Raw genomic sequence first — 21,643 nt, forward strand, 5'->3', positions numbered from 1 at the left:
CAGGGCTATGCTATCCCAATGAAGTAATACTCTGCTCCTTCCTGAACGTCAGTCGCAGTAATGTGTGGCACTAGGTCGTGCCACTTGCCTCGCCGTGGCTGGCTCGGCTTTTCTTTGCCCCCTTTTTAGTTTTTATTTTTTACTCTTTGTCTTATACTTTCCTTATAAAGAAAGGTCTTTTATGAAACTATTCAAAGTTTTACTTCTAACAATTTCCATATGTATAATTTCTTCCGCGCATGTCCGAGATTACGCTTACCCTGTTACTGCAGATGTTGAGGATATATGTGGAAGAAATTATTTTTCTGCTGTCCATAACGCTCTTCAAAACGCAAAAAAGTCTATTTTTGTTGTCATGTATTTCATAAATCTTGATCCAAACAAGAATAATGAGGTAAAAACCCTAGTTGATGATCTTGTTGAAGCACATAAACAAAGAGTTAAGGTTAATGTAATTCTCGACAGGAATATTCAATTCAGAAAACAAAGACAAGCAAATCGGAAATTCCATGTTGAAGAAAAGAATAAAAAGGCTTTTGAATATCTGAAAGAAGCAGGTATTGAGGTCTATTATGATACTAACGTTACTTACACTCATCTAAAAGCTATCATAATTGATAAACAAAAAATCATTGTTGGAAGCAATAACTGGTCGGAAAGCTCACTTAAACGCAACAATGAAGCTGGAGTTTTGATTAATTCTACGAAAATTGCAAAAAGTTTCCTTAATTACTTTAATACAATAGGTATTGATTACGAAGAAAGCAAAAAAGACGTTCTCCCCTATCTGCAATTACCCAAAAGCACTCTCACTGGTTCATTGTCTCGATTTATAACAACTAATAACAAAGGATGCTGGAATTTATACCTTTGGTTAGTCAGAAAATACGAACCAGGACAGACAATCGATTTTGATTATAGTCTGGCTGAAGCGGATTTGGAATACGGCGGTGATCTAAACAGGTATAGAGCTCGAATGAACGAAAATCTAAAGAAACTGGATGAGGAATACGGCTTACTCAAAGCAAAATTTGCTTATGGGAAAAATGCTGAGATCACAATGAAACTTTTCAGCACAGCTGAAAAGCAATATTTTGAGATACCAGAAACATTTTGGAAATACGGATGGGACGAAAGATTGCCACTTTCGGCGCAATTCTGCTTATTTATTAACCTCCTCAAATCAGGCCCTAATCAAAAAATATGGTTTGATAGCAAAAAGAGACTCTCTAAAGAATTTAATGTAAGCCATACAATTATTACTAATGGGATGCTTGCACTAAAGAAGTGGAATCTAATAGATATCGAAAGAGGAAGTATTGAAAAGGGTTTCGCTAATAGGCCTGCCAATAGATACAGAGTTAAAAATATTTACTCTCTTGATGATTTCGAAAAGGAATTGAAGAAATTGAAGGATAAATATGGTGCTAATACAGTAAAGCAAGCCAGAGAATTCTCAAAAATAATTCTGGATGAATACAGCTTGGAGCATATTGAAGATATTGCTGTCATGATTAAGAAATATGGAGCTGACAAAGTTGAAGAGGCTTTTAATAAAATCTCTCAATATAAAATTGATAATCCAATGAGATCATTGAGATATGTGGCTGGGATATTAACAGCTAAAGAATAATCTATCTAAATATGGTCTTAACGCTTTTTGAATTACCTTTTATCTGCTACAATTGATAGCAACATGAAAGATATTCTATGAACCGTCGTTACTGGACTATTGAAAACGGTTTGATGCCCGTTATTGCAACTGCAATTCATAACGGACATGATATATGTTTATCACCAGACTCACTATATTCTATCGATGAATCCCAAAGATTGAGAGAAGAAGACCCTTATACTGGAGAGTTTACTAAATGCAGCAACAACAGAGTAATAGTTCACAGTTCCCGCTTTCAATGTGATTTAAACAGACCTAAAGATAAATGCGTATATGTTACACCTGAAGACGCTTGGGGACTGTGTGTCTGGAAAGATAGACCTACGCCCGAAATTTTAGATAAGTTGTACGCGCTATACGATTTATTTTATGCTGACATGCACACATACCTACAAAGTAGTATTCAAAAATTTGGAAAGATAGTCGTTCTCGATATTCACTCTTATAATCATAAAAGAAACGACCCTGATGCACCTCCACAAGATCCAGCGATGTTTCCGGAAATAAATGTTGGGACAGGATCGTTAGACAAAACTAGGTGGGGCTCATATGTCGATTGTTTCATAGATACAGTAGAACAATATGATTTCCTCGGACGAAAACTCATTATTAAAGAAAATGCAGTATTTAAAGGTGGTTATTTTTCACAGTGGATACATAAAACGTTTCCGAATGATGCCTGCGCTCTTGCTATAGAATTTAAGAAATTCTTTATGGATGAATGGACAGGATCATTGTACGAAGATGAATATAGTGAAATCAATAATCTCTTACACTCATGCGTGAAAGAAATACTTAAGGAACTGAAAAACAATGCCTCACAATAACGAGTTTTCCGAACAAACATTCCAAAACGTCATAAATATAATCGGTCAGCGGTTATTGGAAAATAAAAGGGTACGCCGAAAGTTACCTGGCGGGAGAGTGCATATTGATCGAAGACTGCCTTTTTTATGTGTTTTTCGACAGTCACCACACTTATACAAAGACGGTACCGAAAGATTGGTTGTGGGTGAGGCCTCATATGTTATTGTCGATGGAGATACTATCTGGCATGATAAAACAGTTCAGCTGTGCAAACAAATCATTGAAAAACAACAAGAGTGTTTTAGGACATTTCTTATTGTAGAAGTATGGCCCTCTCAAGATAATCAAGAAAACTGTGGCTCCCCTTGTTTCACTATTCACACCTCAGATGATGAATACAGCCCTTTACGCTCTACACTGTTATGCATGAAAAGGGAATTACAGAAAATACATATTATGAAAAAAGCGTGTGATGCTCATATCTCTTACACCTCTTCATCTGTTCCTCCAGGACTATGCAATTTATTTTCAGAAGATGACTTAAAAAAATATAATTGTCACGTTATTGGCCTTGAAGTACCGACACTCTACTTTGATCATAAGAATCATCAAATATACCCCATCGAACTTCAAAAAATGCGCAGGGGTATATCACGTGTTTTTAAGAAAACTTTTTTTGAATTTATCCGGTCGCAAACAGCAAATGTGCCACCACACTATTTAGAGCTCGGCAGAAAAGCAATGGTAAAAGCGGTCTGGGACACTGACAACCGTTTTGCTCTTATTGAACAACTATATGATTATCTTCTTTTATCAACGCCCCTTAATGTTGCTTCCGAACGAAAGAAATATTTTGATTTGGGATATAAAATTGAACCGACTTTTTATTACCGCCCCCTACCCATCGACCCGATGTTGTTAAAGAGACTACTATATAACATTCCTATTGAACGTATTGAAGACCCAATGCTTGAGAATCTTTTCCGTGAAAAGCAGGCCGAACTTGATAATAATCTATCTATGATTATGAATCGCGGCACAGACAAATATTTGTATGGAAGCATAAATACGTATGGGGCTATTGATACGCCTCTTTTACGTTTGGCCCAAAACATATTCAAGAAATATGTATGTAAAAATAATCAAAACTCAAAAAACTCTGTAGATGCAAAAACAATTAAACGATATGTAGAAAAACGCATGCTGCAATATCACAAAGCAGGACATGATTTGAGTGCCAAATGCTATATTAGAAACGATGTGTCGGGAATAATTGTAGTCAAAGGTGATATCTATATCGGATCAGACCTCACTATCCTTGAGGATAGAGTTGACGCACTCATTGCTCATGAAATTGATACGCACGTTTTAACTCACTATAATGCGACACTGCAGCCATTGCAGATGCTTGTGTCAGGGTTTCCTGGGTATGAGGAACTGCAGGAAGGCCTAGGGATTATTGCTGAATATTGTGTTGGCGGATTAAATTCTCACAGGTTAAGAATGCTCGCTGGCCGCGTAATCGCCGCGCATGAGGTTATGAACGGCAAAAGCTTTAATTATATATTTAAACTACTTACGGACACATATGGGTTTCACAGAAAGAATGCTTTTGATATGACAATGAGGGTATGCCGCAGTGGTGGATTGACCAAAGATTGTATTTATTTACGCGGGCTTATGAAGATATTAGATTATTTCAAAGATAACGGTGATATAGAAACGCTTTTTATCGGCAAGATAGGATTTCCTAATATCCCCCTTATTAAAGAGCTATTATATAGAGAGATAATATGCAAACCGCCTGTAATTCCGTTATATTTACACAGTGAAAAAACACATGAAAGAATGACGTGCTTAAAAAATGGCGTACCAATAGATAAACTTATTCAGTAAAGGAGGAATGTATGCGATTAGGGTTGGTGGTTAACGATATCATGACTGAACAGGCTGTATATACAACTACTCGACTTGCGATGGCTGCAACAAATCGGGGTCATGAAGTATGGTATATGGGTGTGGGTGATTTTGCGTATGATCCTGACGAAAATATTCATGCGCGTGCGCGTATGGTCCCGAAAAAAAGCTATAAAGCACTTAACATATATATGCGTGATCTTAAAACATCACGTTCAAAGTGTTCACGCATAACCGTAGACGACCTTGACGTATTGATGCTCAGAAACGACCCTTCCACTGACAGTGGGCCACGTTTCTGGGCGCAAAGTGCCGGAACAATATTCGGCCGTGTTGCAATGAGGCACGGCGTAATTGTAGTAAATGACCCTATTGGATTGTCGCTCGCTATGAATAAAATGTATTTTCAGCTTTTCCCTGAAGAAGTAAGGCCTCGAACTTTGATTACCCGTGATCGGCAAGACATAAAATCCTTTGCCAAGGAACAGGGAGGGACAATTATATTAAAACCGCTTCAAGGGTCGGGTGGCCAGAGCGTATTTTTTGTAAACAAGGAAAATCTTGGTAATATTAATCAAATGATAGAAGCTGTCAGCCGTGATGGATACGTCATTGCGCAAGAATATCTGTCTGCCGCAGAAGAGGGCGATGTACGGCTCTTTGTCATGAACGGTAATCCTCTGAAGCATAAAGGCAAATATGCAGCGTTTAGAAGACACCGGAGTGAGGATGATATCAGAAGCAATATTCATAGCGGTGGGAAGAAGGATCAGGCACTCGTCACAAAAGAGATGCTCAATATTGTTGAGATTGTCCGTCCAAAGATCGTTCAGGACGGAATGTTTCTTGTCGGACTTGATGTTGTCGGGGATAAATTAATGGAAATAAACGTGTTTAGCCCCGGAGGACTTGGTAGCGCGGAATCATTTGAAAAAGTCAATTTTTCAATACCCGTTATAGAATCACTTGAACGTAAAGTCGATTACATGAAATTTTACAGACGTAATTTTAATAATGTTGATCTCGCAACACTATAAAGTAAAATGAAAACCATACGCATGAAGGAGTGATAACGTGGATATATTGCATGTGATTCGTGGATGGATCCATACAATCGGATGGATAGGATTTATAGACATAGGAATACTTGCCGTGATAATTTATGCCGTTTTGGTATGGTTCCGACAGACAAAAGCTGCATATATTCTTACCGGTATTGTTATAGTTGCTGTTTTGTACCTGATCGTTCAGCAATTGAATCTTGAGATGACCGTTGATGTGTTTGAAAAATTCTTTGCAGTGTTCCTGATTGCAATTGTGGTGATATTTCAGGAAGAGATTAGAGCCATATTCGAGAAAATAGCACTTTTCAGTACACGTAAACGTGACCTCAAATGGAAGATGACAGTCTCTGATAATGAACGCTTTATACAGACACTTGTCAGGGCAGTTGTTGATATGGCACAAACCAAAACTGGTGTATTAATCGTTATAAAAGGTAAAGATACTCTAAAGAGGCATATCGATGGCGGAATAGAAATGGGCTCGAAGATCTCTGAACCGCTTCTTCTTAGTATTTTTGATGATAGTTCTCCCGGCCATGATGGTGCAGTTGTTATTGAAAATGAGAAGATAGACTTGTTTGCCGGTCATTTACCCTTGTCACGAAATCTGTCAGAAGTCGGAACGGGTGGCACCCGTCATTCTGCAGCATTAGGCTTATCCGAATTATGTGATGCGCTTTGCATTGTTGTTTCTGAAGAAAAAGGTACCATATCTGTCGCCCATAAAGGAACACTGAGGAAAATGTCCGGAGGGGAAGAACTGATTGATATCATTAAACTGTTTTATGATGAAATAACGCCTATAAAAAAGAGGAAATGGACATATTATTTGAAAAAAAACTATCGTGAAAAAGTAATAGCCGTTTGCCTGGCAGTGGGATTATGGTTTGTCAATATTCACGGCTCTAAGATCATTTACCACACAATACCAATACCGGTATCGCATATTGAAATATCGAAGGAATGGATAATTAAGGATATCAGTCCTAAATATGTAAATGTAACCTTTCATGCCCCGAGGAGCTCAATATATTTTGCGGGCAAGGATGAAATGAAGCTTTTGATTCCATTGAAAATGAAGGAAGGAAAACAGGGGATACGAATTTACGCGAGAGATTTTAAGTATCCAAGGGATTTTGTGCTAGATAATTACAAACCCATGTTCATCGATGTCGAATTACAGAGGAAAAAAAAGAAAAAGTAGATATATAACGGCTTGTCACATACAGTTACTACGTCTACAGCGTCAAAGATATTTTACCGGTTCTCTATCAACTCCGAGTATTGTTTTGTAATCAAACAGCATGCTGAAGAATATCTGCAGGCTGTTTGCATTATGAACTGTACGCACCTCTTTAATCTTTCTTGAAAAGATAAGTGTCACAACTAGCCTAAGTATTGCTGATATGAGAAATAACGTCAGTATCTTATGCCCTCTCAATGCAGGAAGAACATTTATCAAAAAACCGCCAAGGATTGCTCCACCGAATAATCCTATGCCGTGAAGTGTATTATAATAGGATATGCACCGTGTGCGTTTTTCCGGAGTTACCGCATCATAAATAAAGTTTGTGGTGCATAAATGATGTCCCGCCCACAAAAACCCTGAAACGATCTGGATAAACAAAAGAAATACCGGATGCTGATTTATGATCCATAAAAGAGGAATGATACCCATGAGTATAGTGGTGAATTTGATTACCTTGAGATTTCCTACATGATCGGCTATCTTTCCCCACCTGCTGATGAATAATAGCCGTGAAATTAGAGCAGCCGCAATAAGTGTGCTGTATAAAAAATAACTAAAATGCAGATCTTTAAGCATAAATACTGCATAGAATGGTGTTGCAATACTTACTGTAAAACTGAATACGGATATAAAAAAAACATACTTGGTAAAATTGCTCGTTTTAAGCTGGGCAAGAAACTGTTTAATGCTGAAATGTGAAGATTTATCATAAGATATTTCAGGGTCATACATTTTTCTCAAAAAATACCATCCTGTTGCACGCAAAAGAAAAGCAGTGAAAAAAACTATCGCAAAACCAAGAAAAGGATCAAGCGGTTTTATTTTTGAGAGCAGGAACCCGGCAAAGAAAGTGGCTCCTATCTTTATAAAACCGTATATCCTGCTTCTCTTACCAAAAAATGTCCCCCTGTTTTCTTTTACCAGATGCGATATCCAGCTTCCCCACGCGGGATTAGCGATCGCTGCAGCGGATGAAAATAGAACGACAAGCGCAATAAAGACATAGGGATGTATTATTTTCAGGAAAGCGAATACAGTCAGAAGCAAGAGCACCACTGCTTCAATGAATATAAATATCGTAACGGGCCTTTTTCTTGATTTAAACCGGTCTATTATGTCCGGTGTTTTTAACTGAAGCAGCGCTGAAAAAATATTAGGGAAACCGTTCAGCATACCGACCTGTGCTGTTGTCCCCCCGAGGAGCAGTAAAAACGGTGTCAAAAAGCTGTTAAGGAACCCGTTCATAGCATTAAACGAAATACCGTTTAAGAACGAATAGCGTATGCTTTTTTGTATAAGAATCTTTTCTGATGATTTTTCCATGGGAAATCTAATTATTTTTTGGTTTAAGAATATGAATGTATGCTATTTTCCTTTTATCAAGTCTTCAATGCCTTTTAGCGGTATTGAGACCCAGTCAGGACGGTTGTTCATTTCGTATCCTAGCTCATATATTGCTTTCTCTAAAAGATAAATGTACAGAAGAAGCTCACGTTCGCTTCGCTGATTAGGGATAAGATCTGTTTTTGACATCCCTTCGAGATACGCATTAAGATATATTCCGCTTAAGTAATGATGCCATGGCTTTATCCACTGCGTGAGATATTCTATGTCTTCGGGTCTTACTGATGAACGCGAAGAGATCGCTGCATGCGCAGTATAATGTATCGAACGGATAAGTCCCGCAACATCTTTAAAAGGTGAATGCTTAAGTCTTCGTTCGCTCAGAGGACGGGCAGGCTCTCCTTCAAAATCGATTATTATAAAATCTTTTTTGGCATACAATACTTGTCCGAGATGATAGTCACCATGGATGCGGATCTTCTTTCCTGACATTTTTTTCTGCAGTATTTTGCGCGTCTTATCGATGCACTTATTCTGTGAAGCGATGACTGATTCGGCAACTTTAACGGAAGAGGCCGGCAGTGTGGCAACGTTCTTCTTTAGCAGGCGGAATGTTTTTGCAATACGGTCTTGCATTGATTGATACAGAGATCGCTGATACAAAATAGAAAAATTCTCCGGAATAAAATCGCTGTTTGCATCCAAAGATGCAAGGGACAGGTGGAGCTCTGCCGTACGCTTTCCTAGAAGCGATATCATCTCAATACATATATCCCCTATAAATTCTCTTATATTAGAAGGGATATCTTTAAGGGTGGTATCAAAGAGTGACGGGTATTCCTGCGGCGGTGCCGCCAGATCCTCTTTTTGGGATAATATGCAGTCAAAGTATTGTTTTGCGGTGTCCTGCATATATGACCATGCATCACCTGTGTTATCTATATATTCCTGCAACAACGCCAAAGTTGATACCGCTCCGCTTTTATGCCTGTATTCGATGCCGCCGCAAAATAAGGGTATATGCGCAAATGTGGTGTTGCGCGAAATATATCTGATGATCTCAAACTCAGGATTTTTTCCCTCATCAATCTTTCGGTACAGTTTAAGTATGTAATTCTTGTTGTATATGAGAGAGGTGTTACTTTGTTCTCTTGAAAGAAGTATTGATGAAAGATTTTCTCCTGTTTCCTGCAGAAAACGTTTTGTGCCGGTATTGCTGAATGCGGCAAACTCCCCAGCTTTGCCCTGCAGCTTCTTTTTCTTTGCCAGAAACGCAAACAGGGTATTTCGAAAATTACCGTCATGGGTGCTGTCTATAAGAATGCCTTCTCTTTTATCAACAGTTATATACGCTATGATGCTTATCGGGGCATCTTCTTCAAGGACAGTACCGGTTTCTTTTGGGATAAAAGTTATCGGCAGCTGATAGATTTCTTGCTCGCCATCATAATAATATACTTCAATAAAAAGGAGGTGAGAAGCGTCGGGCCCTTCTAAATTAATATCTTCAATAATCTTTACTTTGCGTATTGTTTTTGTTTTTGAACTGAACCAGCGGCATGACCCGAGGTATGGCTTTATAACTGTCTGTTCGAACCGTTCTTTGAGCCTCCCTTTCAAGATGTTTTCCCAATGTGCTTTAACGGACAGTTCAGATACTATCTTTTGGTCTGGTCCCTTTAAATGATTTTTCTTTTTCTTTTCAAGCAAGAGCCAGAAATGACTGTGGGGCCCAAACATGAGCGTGTATGGCTTTTTCTTTATAGGTGGAAATTCGTTATTGCTGAACGCTTCCGTTCCGGTATAGCCTGCGAATTCTGACAGGTCTAGATTGGCAACTTGCGAAAAACGAGAAAGGTTTATTGCTACAACGACAATTTCATCCTCATGCCTGCGCACAAAAGACAGGACCTTATTGTTATCAGAAGCTACTATTTTGAGATCGCCTCTACTTAAAGACTTCATTTGTTTTCGCATAGCGATCATTCTTTTCATCCACCAGAGGATTGATGAAAGATTGCCGCTTTGATTTTCAACATTAATCGCTTCATAGTGATACGACGGATCAATAATCACCGGCAGGTACAACTGATGGGGGTTTGACTTTGAAAAACCCGCATTTCTGTCTGTACTCCACTGCATTGGTGTCCGTACACCGTTTCGATCACCCAGATAATAATTATCTCCCATGCCGAGCTCATCTCCGTAATAAATGACCGGTGTTCCCGGAAGTGAAAAAAGAAGAACGTTCAATAATTCTATCTTTCTTCGATTGTTGCTTAAAAGCGGTGCGAGCCTTCTCCTGATCCCGACATTTATCTTTGCGCGTGGATCTTTTGCGTAGAGACGATACATATAATCACGCTCTTCATCGGTTACCATTTCAAGCGTCAGCTCATCGTGGTTTCTTAAGAATATCGCCCACTGGCACCCATCGGGTATCGGCGGGGTTGCGTTAAGAATATCGATTATTGGATAATTGTCTTCCATCTGGACTGCCATAAAAATGCGCGGCATTACAGGAAAGTGAAACGCCATATGGCATTCATCGCCGTTTCCGAAGTATGAAGCAGCATCTTCTGGCCATTGATTGGCTTCAGCCAAAAGCATCCTGTTTTTATATTTTTTGTCGACATAACTCCTGAGTTCTTTTAAGAATGTGTGTGTTTCAGGAAGATTCTCGCAGTTGGTATGCTCACGTTCAAAGAGGTATGGGACGGCGTCTATTCTCAGGCCGTCTACGCCCAGAGAGAACCAGAAATCCAATACCCTTTTCATCTCGCGTCTCACTGAGGGGTTCTCATAGTTCAGATCAGGCTGATGCGAGTAAAAACGATGCCAGTAATATGCACCTGCAACAGGATCCCATGTCCAGTTTGATGTTTCGAAATCCTTGAATATTATCCTTGTATCACCATATTTTTCAGGATTATCACTCCACACGTACCAGTCGCGCATTTTAGATCCCGGTTTGGCTTTTCTTGCTTTTTGGAACCAGGCATGCTCGTTTGATGTATGGTTCATGACAAGCTCTGTTATAACGCGCAAGCCGCGTTTATGTGCGGCGCGCAGAAATATTTTAAAATCTCTGAGTGTTCCATAATCCCGGTGTATTTTAAAATAATCTGATATGTCATACCCGTCATCCTTAAGAGGAGATGGGTAGAAAGGAAGCAGCCAAATAGCCGTGACACCAAGATCTTCAAGATAGTCGAGCCGTTCTGTCAGTCCTTTAAAATCACCGATACCGTCACCGCTGTTGTCATTAAACGCGCGTACATGTAGCTCATAGATAACAGCATCTTTGTACCACTGCGGCGTATCTTCAAATTCGTGCAAACTCATACGTACTTCTCCTTATGTGTAATAATCAAAATCATCTTCACGGTGTATGTGAGGATGTATGCGTATAATATGCGCAGGTATTTTAAACGGATCGAGCCTGACAAAATTCCGCTCGCTATTCCAGATGTATTTTTCATCAGTCAAGAGGTCGTGCGCAAGATAGGATTTTTCTTCTTCTCTGCCAATGACAGAGTGCGGCACGGTAATCCACCCTGACTGAGTGTTATGCGGGTCAAGATTGACGATTACAAGGATGATGTTTTGATACCCATCGGTTTTTTTGCAGTAAGCAAGTAAAACATCATTGTCTGTTTCAATAAACTGTATGTTGTTTGTTGACTGCAGGGCCGGGTTCTCTTTGCGTATAGCGTTTGTTTTGGCAATAATGTCGGTTATTTGCGCTGATGCGGCTCTATCCCACTTTTTGATCTCATATTTTTCAGAGTCACAATATTCTTCACGGCCCGGAAGTGGTTCATGAATACATAGTTCATACGCAGGGCCGTAAATACCGTAATTTGATGAAAGTGTTGCTGCAAGTATAAAACGCGTTATAAACGCGCCGCGGCCGCCGCATTGCAGGTATTCATGAAGAATATCCGGAGTGTTTGGCCATAAATTCGGCCTGAAATACTCCTTTGCATCGGTAGTTGTTAGTTCGGTCATATATTCGGTCAGTTCATGTTTCGTGTTTCTCCAGGTGAAATATGTGTACGATTGCGTAAACCCGAGTTTTGCCAGATGGTGCATTATCTTCGGGCGGGTAAATGCTTCAGAGAGAAATATCACATCCGGATGAATATCTTTTATTTCACTTATCAGCCAGTGCCAGAAAGCTAAAGGTTTTGTATGCGGATTATCGACCCTGAGTATTCGCACACCGTTATCGATCCAGTAGAGAACGATGTTTTTCAGTTCTTCCCATAAATTTTTCCAGTCGACAGTCTCAAAATCGAACGGGACAATATCTTCATATTTCTTTGGAGGATTCTCAGCGAATTGAATGGTGCCGTCAGGACGATATTTAAACCATTGTGGATACTTTTTAATGTACGGATGATCGGGAGAACATTGGAAAGCTATATCAAGAGCTATTTCTATCCCGTGTTTAAGCGCCTCTTGGACTAATTTTCTAAAATCTTTTAGGGTCCCCAGCAAAGGATTGATATCAGTGTGCCCTCCGTCACGAGAACCGATAGCCCACGGGCTTCCGGGGTCGTCGGTTTTACAAACGGTAGCGTTATTCTTTCCTTTACGATTGGTCGTACCGATCGGATGGATGGGCGGAAAATACAGAACATCAAAGCCCATGCGTTTTATTTCAGGTAAAAAGGATATGCAGTCAGTAAATGTTCCATGTGATTTATTGCCAGCAATGCATGAACGGGGAAACATCTCATACCAGCTGCTAAACAGAGCTTTTTTTCGGTCTACCGTTACAGAAAACACTGTATCATGCCTGTCAACATGATCTATGTCAGGATGTTGTTGAAGTATGGCTATGAGTTTAGTTTCTTTGCATATGGTTAATAGAACTTCAATATCTTTTGTTTTTCGTAAAGAGCTTAATGTATTTTTTAATAATTCAGCACCTTTTCCTTTGATTCTTTTTAGAGCGTTTTCAATATGTTCTATGCCGATCTTTATGTCAAGTGACACATCCAGTTTCGCCTCAATTTTTTTATCAATATCTTTAAGCCACGATCCATAATGATCGATATATCCTTCGAAAGTATAAACATACGAGCCTGTCTCCGTGACGGTAAAAACACCCTGCCACCGGTCGTTCTCGATAAAGGTCATAGGTGAGCGTGACCAAACGCTGTCTTTTTCTTTTTTGTATAATAAAGAGCTGTAAATATGATCGTGCCCGTCTGACAATACATCCGCAGATACTGTTACACCGTCATCAACACAGCGTTTTATTGGATATTTTGCACACTCTATCTGTGGAGATACATTCTTAAAAATAATGCGTTTTTGTTTTTTTTCCATATTTATTTATCACGATTTATTTATCACGGGTTTAATAATAAAATGTATTATACCATGTATTGTTATTGAAGTAAAATTCAAAAATGATACAATCGTTATCATAAATGGTGAATTTTGTTTATTATAGAGGGACGTATATATGCCAAAAAGAGATACATTGCTTGAGCTTGTGAGCAGATATTGCCATTCTTCCCCTATTGATGCAGCCGTATTCATTGAGACCCTTGATGATCATGCAGCAATATCAGTGTTAAAAGCGCTTGCGCCCGAAATCACATTAAAGGTTATCAAGTCTCTTCCAGAAACGACAGCGGCATCATATATGGAACATTTTGATGATCATCTCATAGAGTATATAGCAGGCCGTTTAAGTCCAGAGCAGACCTCGATTATTTTGCGTCAGCTTTCAGAGGACAAACGAAAACGCTTTTTTCATAGCCTTACAGAAAAGAAAAAAAAAGATATAGAACAGCTCTTACAGTACCCTGAAGATAGTGCCGGAAAAATCATGAGCACTGATGTAACATCATTTCATAAAGAAGCAAAGGTAAAAGATGTTATACAGAAAATACGGCACCAATCAGCAAACAAACATCAGATGTCGTATTTATACGTTATTGATCATGAGACCCGTCTTATTGGTATAGTTTCGGCATATAACCTCATGCTTGCAAATCCCCAAAGTACGCTTGAGGAAATTATGCATACAGAAGTGTTTACAGTGAATTGTTTTACTGACAGAGAGATCATTGCTAACGAAGTTTCGAAAAGAAAATATTTTGCGATTCCGGTTGTAGATAATGATAATCGCCTCCTGGGCGTAATTAAAGCCGAAAAACTAATTAAAGGTGTTCAGGAAGAGGCTACAGAAGATATTCTTAAAATGTTTGGTGCGGGTGGTGATGAACGGGTGTCCTCTTCTATATGGTTTTCACTAAAAAAACGTTTACCATGGCTTCATGTTAATCTTGCCACCGCGTTTCTGGCCGCTATGGTAGTAAGTATGTTTGAGGGTGTTATCGCAAAGATCACGGTTTTGGCTGTGTATCTTCCTGTCGTTGCCGGCCAGGGCGGTAACGCTGGAGCACAATCATTAGCGGTTGTTATGCGGGGACTCATTATGCGGGAAATACCAGCTTCACGAGTAAAGCATCTTATACTGAAAGAAACGTATATTGGTCTTATTAACGGTGTCATAATAGGTATTGTAACAGCTATTATTGCCTTTCTATGGCAGGGAAACCCTTTTCTTGGTGTAGTGATCGGTTTGGGCATGATCGTAAATCTTGTTGTTGCAGGTTTTGCTGGTGCGGCAATCCCCATCACCATGAAAGCGCTACGTCTTGATCCGGCACAGTGCTCAAATATTATTCTTACCACGGTAACAGATGTCTTGGGCTTTTTCGCGTTTCTGAGTTTTGCAGTTATTTTTCAGAACTTCCTCGTGTGATTGAAGATGTTAATCAATACGATTGTAAATAAACAATATTCTAATTTATTGTCTGCCGACTATATTTTGTAAATAGAAGATATGAATATTTCTAGTGAAAACATAACCGGTATAACTGAACAACAACTCACTACAGGGCTTAATGCCGTTGTAAAAGACGGCATTATGAGCCACTTAATGGGAATTTTTACCAGCGGTGTTTTTCTTGTCGGGATTGCGCTTCATTTAGGTGCTTCAAACTTCGAAATTGGTTTAATAGCCGCTATACCGCCCCTTAGTCAACTCATTCAAATACCTGCAATTTACTTGATTGAGGCAGTTAATAATAGAAAAAAGATCGTTCTTGCTTCGGCTTTCATCAGCCGGTTTGCCTGGCTGTTCGTTGCCTTAAGTCCTTTTCTATTCTCTCCTTCCATGGGCATCATTATTCTTATTGGCGCAATTTTATTCCAATCAACAATAGGCGGGATCGCTGGATGCGCATGGAATTCTTGGATGCGAGATCTAATTCCAGAGGATCGTATGGGGCGTTTTTTTTCAAGTCGTCTTCGCATTGCGACTCTTATTGGCATTTTTGCAAGTCTTATCGCGAGTTTTGTCGTTGATGGCTGGAAACAATATGTTCCAACCTTCACTATTGGTGGATATATAGTTCTTTTTCTTGCTGGTTTCATTGTTGGAATGATTGGTTTATTTTATGTAAATAAAATCCCAAATATTCCAATAGTTCCTCAGAAGATAAAATTCTTCTCTCTCATCAAAAAACCTTTTAAAGATAAAAATTTTAAACGACTTCTTGTTTTTTTAGCCACATGGAGCTTTGCAATTAATCTCGCTGCTCCTTTTTTCACTGTATATATGTTAAAACGCCTTGGATTGGATATGTCAGGGGTTGTAATGATGAGCATTATCAGTCAAGCATTCAATTTTGCTTTTCTCGGATTGTGGGGAAAGTGGACGGATCATTTTAGCAATAAATCTGTTCTTGCCGCAAGCGGCCCGATTTTTATACTTTGTATCTTAGCGTGGACTTTTACCACGTTACCTGATAAGTATTTTCTCACTATACCCCTCCTTATCGGTATTCACATACTTATGGGGATTTCGACTGCCGGTATTACTATTGCAGTAGGAAATATCGGGTTAAAACTCGCACCAAAAGGAGAAGGAACCGCTTATCTGGGAGCTAGCACATTAATTATTTCATTAGCCGCAGGGATCGCTCCAATAATAGGAGGTAAACTGGCCGATTTCTTTTCCACGCAAAACTTGTCATTAATATTAGAATGGACAGGGGTTCAAAAAAGTATTATTTTCCGCCCTATAAACTTCTCTCATTGGGATTTCTTATTCGGGTTAGCCGCAATAATCGGTCTATTTGCATTACATAAATTATCGTTAGTAGAAGAAAAAGGACAAGTTGATGAAAAAATCGTTCTTAATGAACTGATGGCTTCTGTTAAAAGACCGTTAAGAAGCCTTTCAACAGGTGCGGGTTTATTACAGCTTATTTCTTACCCCTTAATAGTTCTCAAAAGTAAAAATAAGAAAGAGGTGCTCAAAGCAAGTTGAACACCTCTTCTTATAAATTTTGATCACTTGAGAAAGACAATAAATACAAAACTATTCTTTTACTTTTCCTAGCCCAATTACTTGAATATCTACCGGATCTGTATTGCCATTAGCTAAAACTAACAATTTAATTTCTCTAACAGCGATTTTATTTTTTAAGCCAATCTTCACTTGCCATAATTCAGAATTCGTTAAACGTTGTGTTTTTACTAATGCCTCCTTAAAAAGCTTGCCATTTTCTCCATATAATTCAATCTTTAATTGTTGCCCTTTTGAAACTATACCACGCAATAGAAGACTAAAAGAATCAATCTCCCTATAACCATTAAAACGGTAAGACAATCCTGCCCAATCATCATCACTATTTAATGCTTTTCTCAGTCTTACGCCATTGCCCTTATTTGATACATCCGAATCATTCAGCACAACCAGGTCACCGCCTGTATTATCCTCATAGCTGCCTGCGGCATCTAATGCTAAACTAACATCAACTTTTTCAGGAGGAACACCGCCTAGCCCTTGAACATTCAATAAAACTTCACCTGGTGCCCCATTCGCATGAACTGCAAGAACTATCCTTCTTATATTCTTTATTGATTGCCCAAAATCAATCTTTGCTACTTTTGGCTGGCTCATATTTAGACCCTTCGAATCAATTTGTCTTTGAACTAGAACATCCCCACTGCCTGAAACCAATTTCACAGTAATTATATTTCCTTGTTTCACATCACCACTAAGCACTACATTAATATCTTTTATATTTTGATTACTATCAAACGGCAGAATAAGCGCAATCTTAGCGTCGTCATAATCAGCTAATGTACCTTTTAATCTTATTGTTTTACCATCATTTAAAGGATTAACTGTACCGGATGATCCCCCACCTGCATCTTTTTTGAACTCTACCTGCCCTATTGTATATGAACCTTTTATATTAGGATCTAAAGACTCTAGCATAACCGGTTTACCATTATCAGCATATATATTAGATACAATTAAAAGGCTAAAACTTAATATTGAAACAAAAGCAACAAAATATTTATTAATCTGCATTTTATATTCCTCCTTTCTAATTGCATATTAATTTATATCAATACGTCATATTTTTCAACGTTTATATTAATGCTTGGCAAATAAGGTCTATGTACACCTTCAATACTCTCTCTGCTATCCATACGCCTTAAATTGCTTTTCTGCTGATCTCCCTCAGTTCAGCCCCCATTAAAATACCCTGTGATCGCTTAATATAATATAAATAAGGTGTATTTAGTTAAAATTATATACTAACATACATATAATGTAAGGGAGTATTGATATGAAAAATGTAATCTACAAAAGTCTGCTAATGATGTTTCTAGTAGCAATATTCACTTGTGTAAGTATTTATAATGCATCTAGCGAAAATATATCTATTAAGAAGACAACTACATTAGTTGAACAAACTGTTAATAGTGTAAGCACTGATACTGATCAAGCTGATAAAGGTGCCGGAGACATAGTTAAAGAAGTTACGGTTGAAATAAAAGAAGATAAAGTTAAGTCTCCCGATAAGGCTATTACACAAGAGCTCGAAAAAAAAGCACAATCTAAAAAGAAGGAGATCAAACAAGTAGTAGATGATATTCATAAAGTAGAAGTTGAAGCTGAGGACATTATTGAAGATAAAAAGGTTTTAGAAAAAGAGGCTGCCGTAAAAGAGCATGCTGCAGCAACAGCAGAACAAGAACTTAAAGTTTTACAGAAAGAAGCTAAAATACTTAACAGCACTGAAGCTTTCGCTAAAGCTAAGAAACTTGAGACAGAAATCGAGCGTTTAAAAAGCGAAGCTTCTCTCTCCAGGGAAAAAGTAAAGATATCAGAGTACAAGGCACAGCTAGCACAGAAGAAACTTGAAGCACATAAGGCAAAAGCTGAAGATTTGAGAGAAGATTATAGTCAACTTCAAAATGGCATCCTCAAACGAAAAAGCATTTTATACAAAACCCTTAGATCGATAATAATTATTTTAATTGGTATTTTAAGTTATATCATCTTGGGAATATGCATAAGAAAAGCTAAAAAACTCTTAACAAAAAAAGATGCTATTCGTGAAAAAGAAAGCGTTTTACACCTGAAAACAATATTGGCTCTTTTTAAATGGCTAGGTTCGATCATCATTTTTGCATTGATCGTGTTTTTTCTCCTTGAAAGTTTTGGTTTAAATATGGCTCCACTCTTAGCCGGTGCAGGAATCGTAGGTTTAGCTTTTGGTTTTGGCGGGCAATATCTTATTAGAGACATTATTAATGGCATTTTTATTCTGCTTGAAGGGCAATATAGAATTAACGATGTAATTAAGATTAATGATATAGGAGGTCTTGTCGAAAAAGTAACTCTACGCATAACAATACTCCGCGATCTAGAAGGCAAAGTTATTTACATTCCTAATGGTGAAATTAAATCAGTAATTAATTTTACGCAGAAATATTCACAAGCACTCTTAACTATCGGGGTAGCTTATAAAGAAAATGTAGACCGAGTAATGGATGTAATTAAGAATATCGGAGCTCAGATGAGACAAGACTCACAGTATGGAAGGCTTATATTAAAAGATCTTGAAATGTTAGGCGTTGATGATTTTGCTGACTCACAAGTCTCAATAAAATTCCGCATAAAAACGCTAGCCATGAAGCAGTGGACAGTTGCTAGAGAAATGAGACGGAGGATTAAAAACAAATTTGATGAACTTGGGATTGAGATACCTTTTCCTCACAGAACATTGTATCTTGGGTCAGGACAGGATAACGAATGGATAAAAGATTGGGCATTACGTACTGATAATAATAAGAAAAAAGATATAAAAGAATAAATATTTACTCTAAAGAGAACGGCATAAATACAGTTTCTATAGTCATCAAAGGCTATGAATAGTTCTGATTTAAAGTCTTTGCGTTTCGATTAATCTCATCAATCTATCAGCTCTTGCCTGAGCTCTTTTAATCTGTTTTGCTATTTCCATCTGTTTGGTTGTCGGTTTCATTCGCCCACCAACATCACGGTGATTTGAATCTGGCAGTTCACTATACATCCTCGTTAATTCCTGAATATTGCTCTCAACAACATTTAACATCTGATAAATATTATCTACATTAATATCGTACCGGTTATTCCCGTCACGCTATGATCAAAGCCTTCATCGTTAAACATCTTGAAGAGGTAAAATCTGTTCCGGCACTCATCGACTTCCTCGATTCCCATCCCGCTCTTACCGAAATGTGCGGCTTTAATATGGGCGTTCTACCAGATCCCTCCCAGTTTTACAGATTCCTCTCACGGACTAACAACTCACTGCTCCAGGATCTGCATCACTCTATTATCAAAGAGCTTTTTGATAAAAATGTTATCTCTGATGATATTTTTATCATTGATTCCAAGCCCGTTATGGCTGCTACCAGAGAGAATAATTTCAAAAACCCAAAACGTAATACGCGTAACAAAAACAAAAAAGCCAAACGTAACCCTTCTGCCACTCTCGGATACTATTCTTACCAAACAATCAGCGGCAAAAAAGACAACTTCATCTTCTTCTGGGGCTACCGTACTCACGTCATTGTCTCTAAAGAAGGTATTCCTCTTGTGGAACTTACTCTCCCTAACAATGTCAAAGATTCTGTCGCTGCTCGTAAACTCATTAAAAAACTCAAACGTGTCTACGGTACCCGCAAAGGCTCCATCCTTTTGGCCGATGCCGCTTACGACAAACGTGAACTTTATAATTTCATTGTCAATGAACTCAAGTGGCACGCCTTCATTCCTATAAACCCTCGCAACACACAACAAGACAAAACCTTCGGTCCTAATGGCTTCCCCCTCTGCGACGCCAAAATCGAAATGAAACCCGACGGCATCTGGACTGAAGGTTTGAGAACCCGCAGCAAATTCCGATGCCCAATTAAAACCAGCGTAAAGTTCGCAAAAAATCACCCCAATGGATGCCCCGTAGATCACTGCAAATTCAATCCCTATGGCTGCACAAAACATTTAGATATTACTGATGATGCCCGTTCTCGTGTCCCAAGAAATTCACTCTTCTATAAAAATACCTGTAATTTGCGCACCGAAGTTGAACGTTATTTTGCCCGCCTCGGTGACCGCGAACTCGAACAGACAACACACTACAAAATGAGATCAATCAAAAACCAGATGACTATCGCTCATCTCTCCTTAAGCCTTGTTGCCCATTCCGCGGCTATCCTCATGGAACAGCCTGACAAAATCAGATGCTATCGCTCCTTCTCCAGAGAACCAGTGACTTCTCTAACCGGGTAATCTTCATGCTTTCAAAGAACAATCATTTGTCTTTACAGGATAACTGTATCTTTTTTCGGCAATCGTTTGCTATCCCGTTTCTTTTGCTCTACTTTTTACTCTTCTCGAGATCACTTCCTCGCTTCGCTCCTCGCGATGAATGAGCTAAACGTCATTTCGCAGAAGTCTTTAAGATACATACAGGCCTCTTTTAAAAGAAAGACGATCCCGCCCTGGAAGATGTGGTCTGACCATAGGAAGAACACATATGGAAGGCAGCTATATATGCAAGCCTGTCGAAGACAGGTTGAGGAACGGAAGAGTTTTCAGAATAAAATTCGCAGAATTTTTTCTTAAAACTATCCGTAGTATCCTTGCATATATAGATGAGGGATAAAATAGGAAAACAAGAGGCTGAAGAGCCAGACAATAATTGGGAAATAAAGACTATATTACTTCTTAGAGGATTTGAATTTTCTGCCGACTAATTCATCGATGGATATATTTAGGGCATCGGCTATTTTGATCATTGTTTGAATGGTGGGTTGTTGAGCAACCCCTTGCTCGAGATTTGTTATTGCAGTAATCGAGAGATCAGCAAGATTAGCTAGCTTCTGTTGTGAGAACCCAGCTTTTTTTCTAAAGTATTTGATTTGCTCATTAATCATAATATTTTTGTTGTTGACTATATATAACATAGGTGGTATAACTTATGTTATATATGTTAGCTTTTTACCTTTACGTATAATTATAACAAAATAATTTTTGTTAAACAATTAATACATCAGGTATTTATGCCTGATACCTAATGAAAAAGGGGGCAAAGAAAAGCCGAGCCAGCCACGGCGAGGCAAGTGGCACGACCTAGTGCCACACATTACTGCGACTGACGTTCAGGAAGGAGCAGAGTATTACTTCATTGGGATAGCATAGCCCTG

14 protein-coding genes and 1 pseudogene are annotated in these 21,643 nt (G+C 38.6%); 10 read left to right on the forward strand and 5 right to left on the reverse strand.

Annotation, left to right across the window (positions count from 1 at the left end; genetic code table 11):
* The first annotated feature begins 181 nt into the window (after nucleotides 1–181).
* The 5 genes from P9M13_01380 (at nucleotide 182) to cdaA (ending at nucleotide 6,667) form a co-directional block, all read left to right on the forward strand.
* Nucleotides 182–1,633 carry a phospholipase D-like domain-containing protein gene (locus P9M13_01380; protein ID MDP8261939.1) on the forward strand — a complete coding sequence of 484 codons (1,452 nt, stop codon included), beginning with the start codon at nucleotides 182–184 and terminating at the stop codon, nucleotides 1,631–1,633.
* A gap of 77 nt (nucleotides 1,634–1,710) precedes the next feature.
* Nucleotides 1,711–2,502 (forward strand): N-formylglutamate amidohydrolase, encoded by a 792-nt coding sequence (locus P9M13_01385; protein ID MDP8261940.1) that lies wholly within the window; start codon nucleotides 1,711–1,713, stop codon nucleotides 2,500–2,502.
* Nucleotides 2,489–4,378 carry a DUF1704 domain-containing protein gene (locus P9M13_01390; protein MDP8261941.1) on the forward strand — a complete coding sequence of 630 codons (1,890 nt, stop codon included), beginning with the start codon at nucleotides 2,489–2,491 and terminating at the stop codon, nucleotides 4,376–4,378. The genes P9M13_01385 and P9M13_01390 overlap by 14 nt, the downstream gene beginning before the upstream one ends.
* A gap of 11 nt (nucleotides 4,379–4,389) precedes the next feature.
* Nucleotides 4,390–5,436, forward strand: a complete 1,047-nt coding sequence (locus P9M13_01395; protein ID MDP8261942.1) for a glutathione synthase — start codon at nucleotides 4,390–4,392, stop codon at nucleotides 5,434–5,436.
* Between the two features lie 37 nt (nucleotides 5,437–5,473).
* Nucleotides 5,474–6,667, forward strand: a complete 1,194-nt coding sequence (cdaA, locus tag P9M13_01400) for a diadenylate cyclase CdaA (GenBank protein MDP8261943.1) — start codon at nucleotides 5,474–5,476, stop codon at nucleotides 6,665–6,667.
* Between the two features lie 42 nt (nucleotides 6,668–6,709).
* Here the strand turns inward: cdaA and P9M13_01405 are convergent, their stop codons facing one another.
* Genes P9M13_01405 through P9M13_01415 form a run of 3 tightly spaced genes read right to left on the reverse strand, consistent with a single transcriptional unit; the run spans nucleotide 6,710 to nucleotide 13,396 of the window.
* Nucleotides 6,710–8,035 carry an MFS transporter gene (locus tag P9M13_01405; protein MDP8261944.1) on the reverse strand — a complete coding sequence of 442 codons (1,326 nt, stop codon included), beginning with the start codon at nucleotides 8,033–8,035 and terminating at the stop codon, nucleotides 6,710–6,712.
* Nucleotides 8,036–8,077: 42 nt separating this feature from the next.
* Nucleotides 8,078–11,401, reverse strand: a complete 3,324-nt coding sequence (gene treS / locus P9M13_01410; protein ID MDP8261945.1) for a maltose alpha-D-glucosyltransferase — start codon at nucleotides 11,399–11,401, stop codon at nucleotides 8,078–8,080.
* A gap of 12 nt (nucleotides 11,402–11,413) precedes the next feature.
* Nucleotides 11,414–13,396 carry an alpha-1,4-glucan--maltose-1-phosphate maltosyltransferase gene (locus tag P9M13_01415; protein MDP8261946.1) on the reverse strand — a complete coding sequence of 661 codons (1,983 nt, stop codon included), beginning with the start codon at nucleotides 13,394–13,396 and terminating at the stop codon, nucleotides 11,414–11,416.
* Between the two features lie 139 nt (nucleotides 13,397–13,535).
* On the opposite strand from P9M13_01415, the gene mgtE reads away from it, so the two are divergent.
* Both mgtE and P9M13_01425 read left to right on the forward strand, forming a co-directional pair.
* Nucleotides 13,536–14,846, forward strand: coding sequence for a magnesium transporter (gene mgtE, locus P9M13_01420; protein MDP8261947.1), 1,311 nt, complete (start codon nucleotides 13,536–13,538; stop codon nucleotides 14,844–14,846).
* An 81-nt stretch (nucleotides 14,847–14,927) separates the two neighbouring features.
* Nucleotides 14,928–16,418 (forward strand): MFS transporter, encoded by a 1,491-nt coding sequence (locus tag P9M13_01425; protein ID MDP8261948.1) that lies wholly within the window; start codon nucleotides 14,928–14,930, stop codon nucleotides 16,416–16,418.
* Between the two features lie 51 nt (nucleotides 16,419–16,469).
* Here P9M13_01425 and P9M13_01430 read toward each other — a convergent pair whose 3' ends face one another.
* The gene (locus P9M13_01430; protein ID MDP8261949.1) at nucleotides 16,470–17,471 is read right to left on the reverse strand and encodes a hypothetical protein; all 1,002 of its coding nucleotides are present in this window, start codon (nucleotides 17,469–17,471) and stop codon (nucleotides 16,470–16,472) included.
* 262 nt (nucleotides 17,472–17,733) lie between these two features.
* Between P9M13_01430 and P9M13_01435 the strand changes: the two genes are divergently transcribed.
* Entirely contained in the window at nucleotides 17,734–19,266 is a 1,533-nt protein-coding gene (locus P9M13_01435) for a mechanosensitive ion channel (protein MDP8261950.1), read from the forward strand.
* A 69-nt stretch (nucleotides 19,267–19,335) separates the two neighbouring features.
* Here P9M13_01435 and P9M13_01440 read toward each other — a convergent pair whose 3' ends face one another.
* The gene (locus P9M13_01440; protein MDP8261951.1) at nucleotides 19,336–19,527 is read right to left on the reverse strand and encodes a hypothetical protein; all 192 of its coding nucleotides are present in this window, start codon (nucleotides 19,525–19,527) and stop codon (nucleotides 19,336–19,338) included.
* 38 nt (nucleotides 19,528–19,565) lie between these two features.
* Here P9M13_01440 and P9M13_01445 point away from each other — a divergent pair.
* Nucleotides 19,566–19,748: pseudogene (locus P9M13_01445) on the forward strand (transposase).
* Between the two features lie 69 nt (nucleotides 19,749–19,817).
* On the forward strand, nucleotides 19,818–20,726 hold the full coding sequence (locus P9M13_01450) for a transposase (protein MDP8261952.1): 909 nt from the start codon (nucleotides 19,818–19,820) through the stop codon (nucleotides 20,724–20,726).
* Nucleotides 20,727–21,643 lie beyond the last annotated feature (917 nt).

Source organism: Candidatus Ancaeobacter aquaticus (assembly GCA_030765405.1).
Classification (GTDB): Bacteria; Auribacterota; Ancaeobacteria; order Ancaeobacterales; family Ancaeobacteraceae; genus Ancaeobacter; species Ancaeobacter aquaticus.

Bases quoted from the DNA above. Each gene is read 5' to 3' on its own strand.
- P9M13_01430 (MDP8261949.1), bottom strand. From the start codon at position 17,471: ATGCAGATTAATAAATATTTTGTTGCTTTTGTTTCAATATTAAGTTTT.
- P9M13_01395 (MDP8261942.1), top strand. From the start codon at position 4,390: ATGCGATTAGGGTTGGTGGTTAACGATATCATGACTGAACAGGCTGTA.
- P9M13_01385 (MDP8261940.1), top strand. From the start codon at position 1,711: ATGAACCGTCGTTACTGGACTATTGAAAACGGTTTGATGCCCGTTATT.
- P9M13_01440 (MDP8261951.1), bottom strand. From the start codon at position 19,527: ATGTTAAATGTTGTTGAGAGCAATATTCAGGAATTAACGAGGATGTAT.
- mgtE (MDP8261947.1), top strand. From the start codon at position 13,536: ATGCCAAAAAGAGATACATTGCTTGAGCTTGTGAGCAGATATTGCCAT.
- P9M13_01435 (MDP8261950.1), top strand. From the start codon at position 17,734: ATGAAAAATGTAATCTACAAAAGTCTGCTAATGATGTTTCTAGTAGCA.
- treS (MDP8261945.1), bottom strand. From the start codon at position 11,401: ATGAGTTTGCACGAATTTGAAGATACGCCGCAGTGGTACAAAGATGCT.
- P9M13_01415 (MDP8261946.1), bottom strand. From the start codon at position 13,396: ATGGAAAAAAAACAAAAACGCATTATTTTTAAGAATGTATCTCCACAG.
- P9M13_01390 (MDP8261941.1), top strand. From the start codon at position 2,489: ATGCCTCACAATAACGAGTTTTCCGAACAAACATTCCAAAACGTCATA.
- P9M13_01380 (MDP8261939.1), top strand. From the start codon at position 182: ATGAAACTATTCAAAGTTTTACTTCTAACAATTTCCATATGTATAATT.
- P9M13_01405 (MDP8261944.1), bottom strand. From the start codon at position 8,035: ATGGAAAAATCATCAGAAAAGATTCTTATACAAAAAAGCATACGCTAT.
- P9M13_01425 (MDP8261948.1), top strand. From the start codon at position 14,928: ATGAATATTTCTAGTGAAAACATAACCGGTATAACTGAACAACAACTC.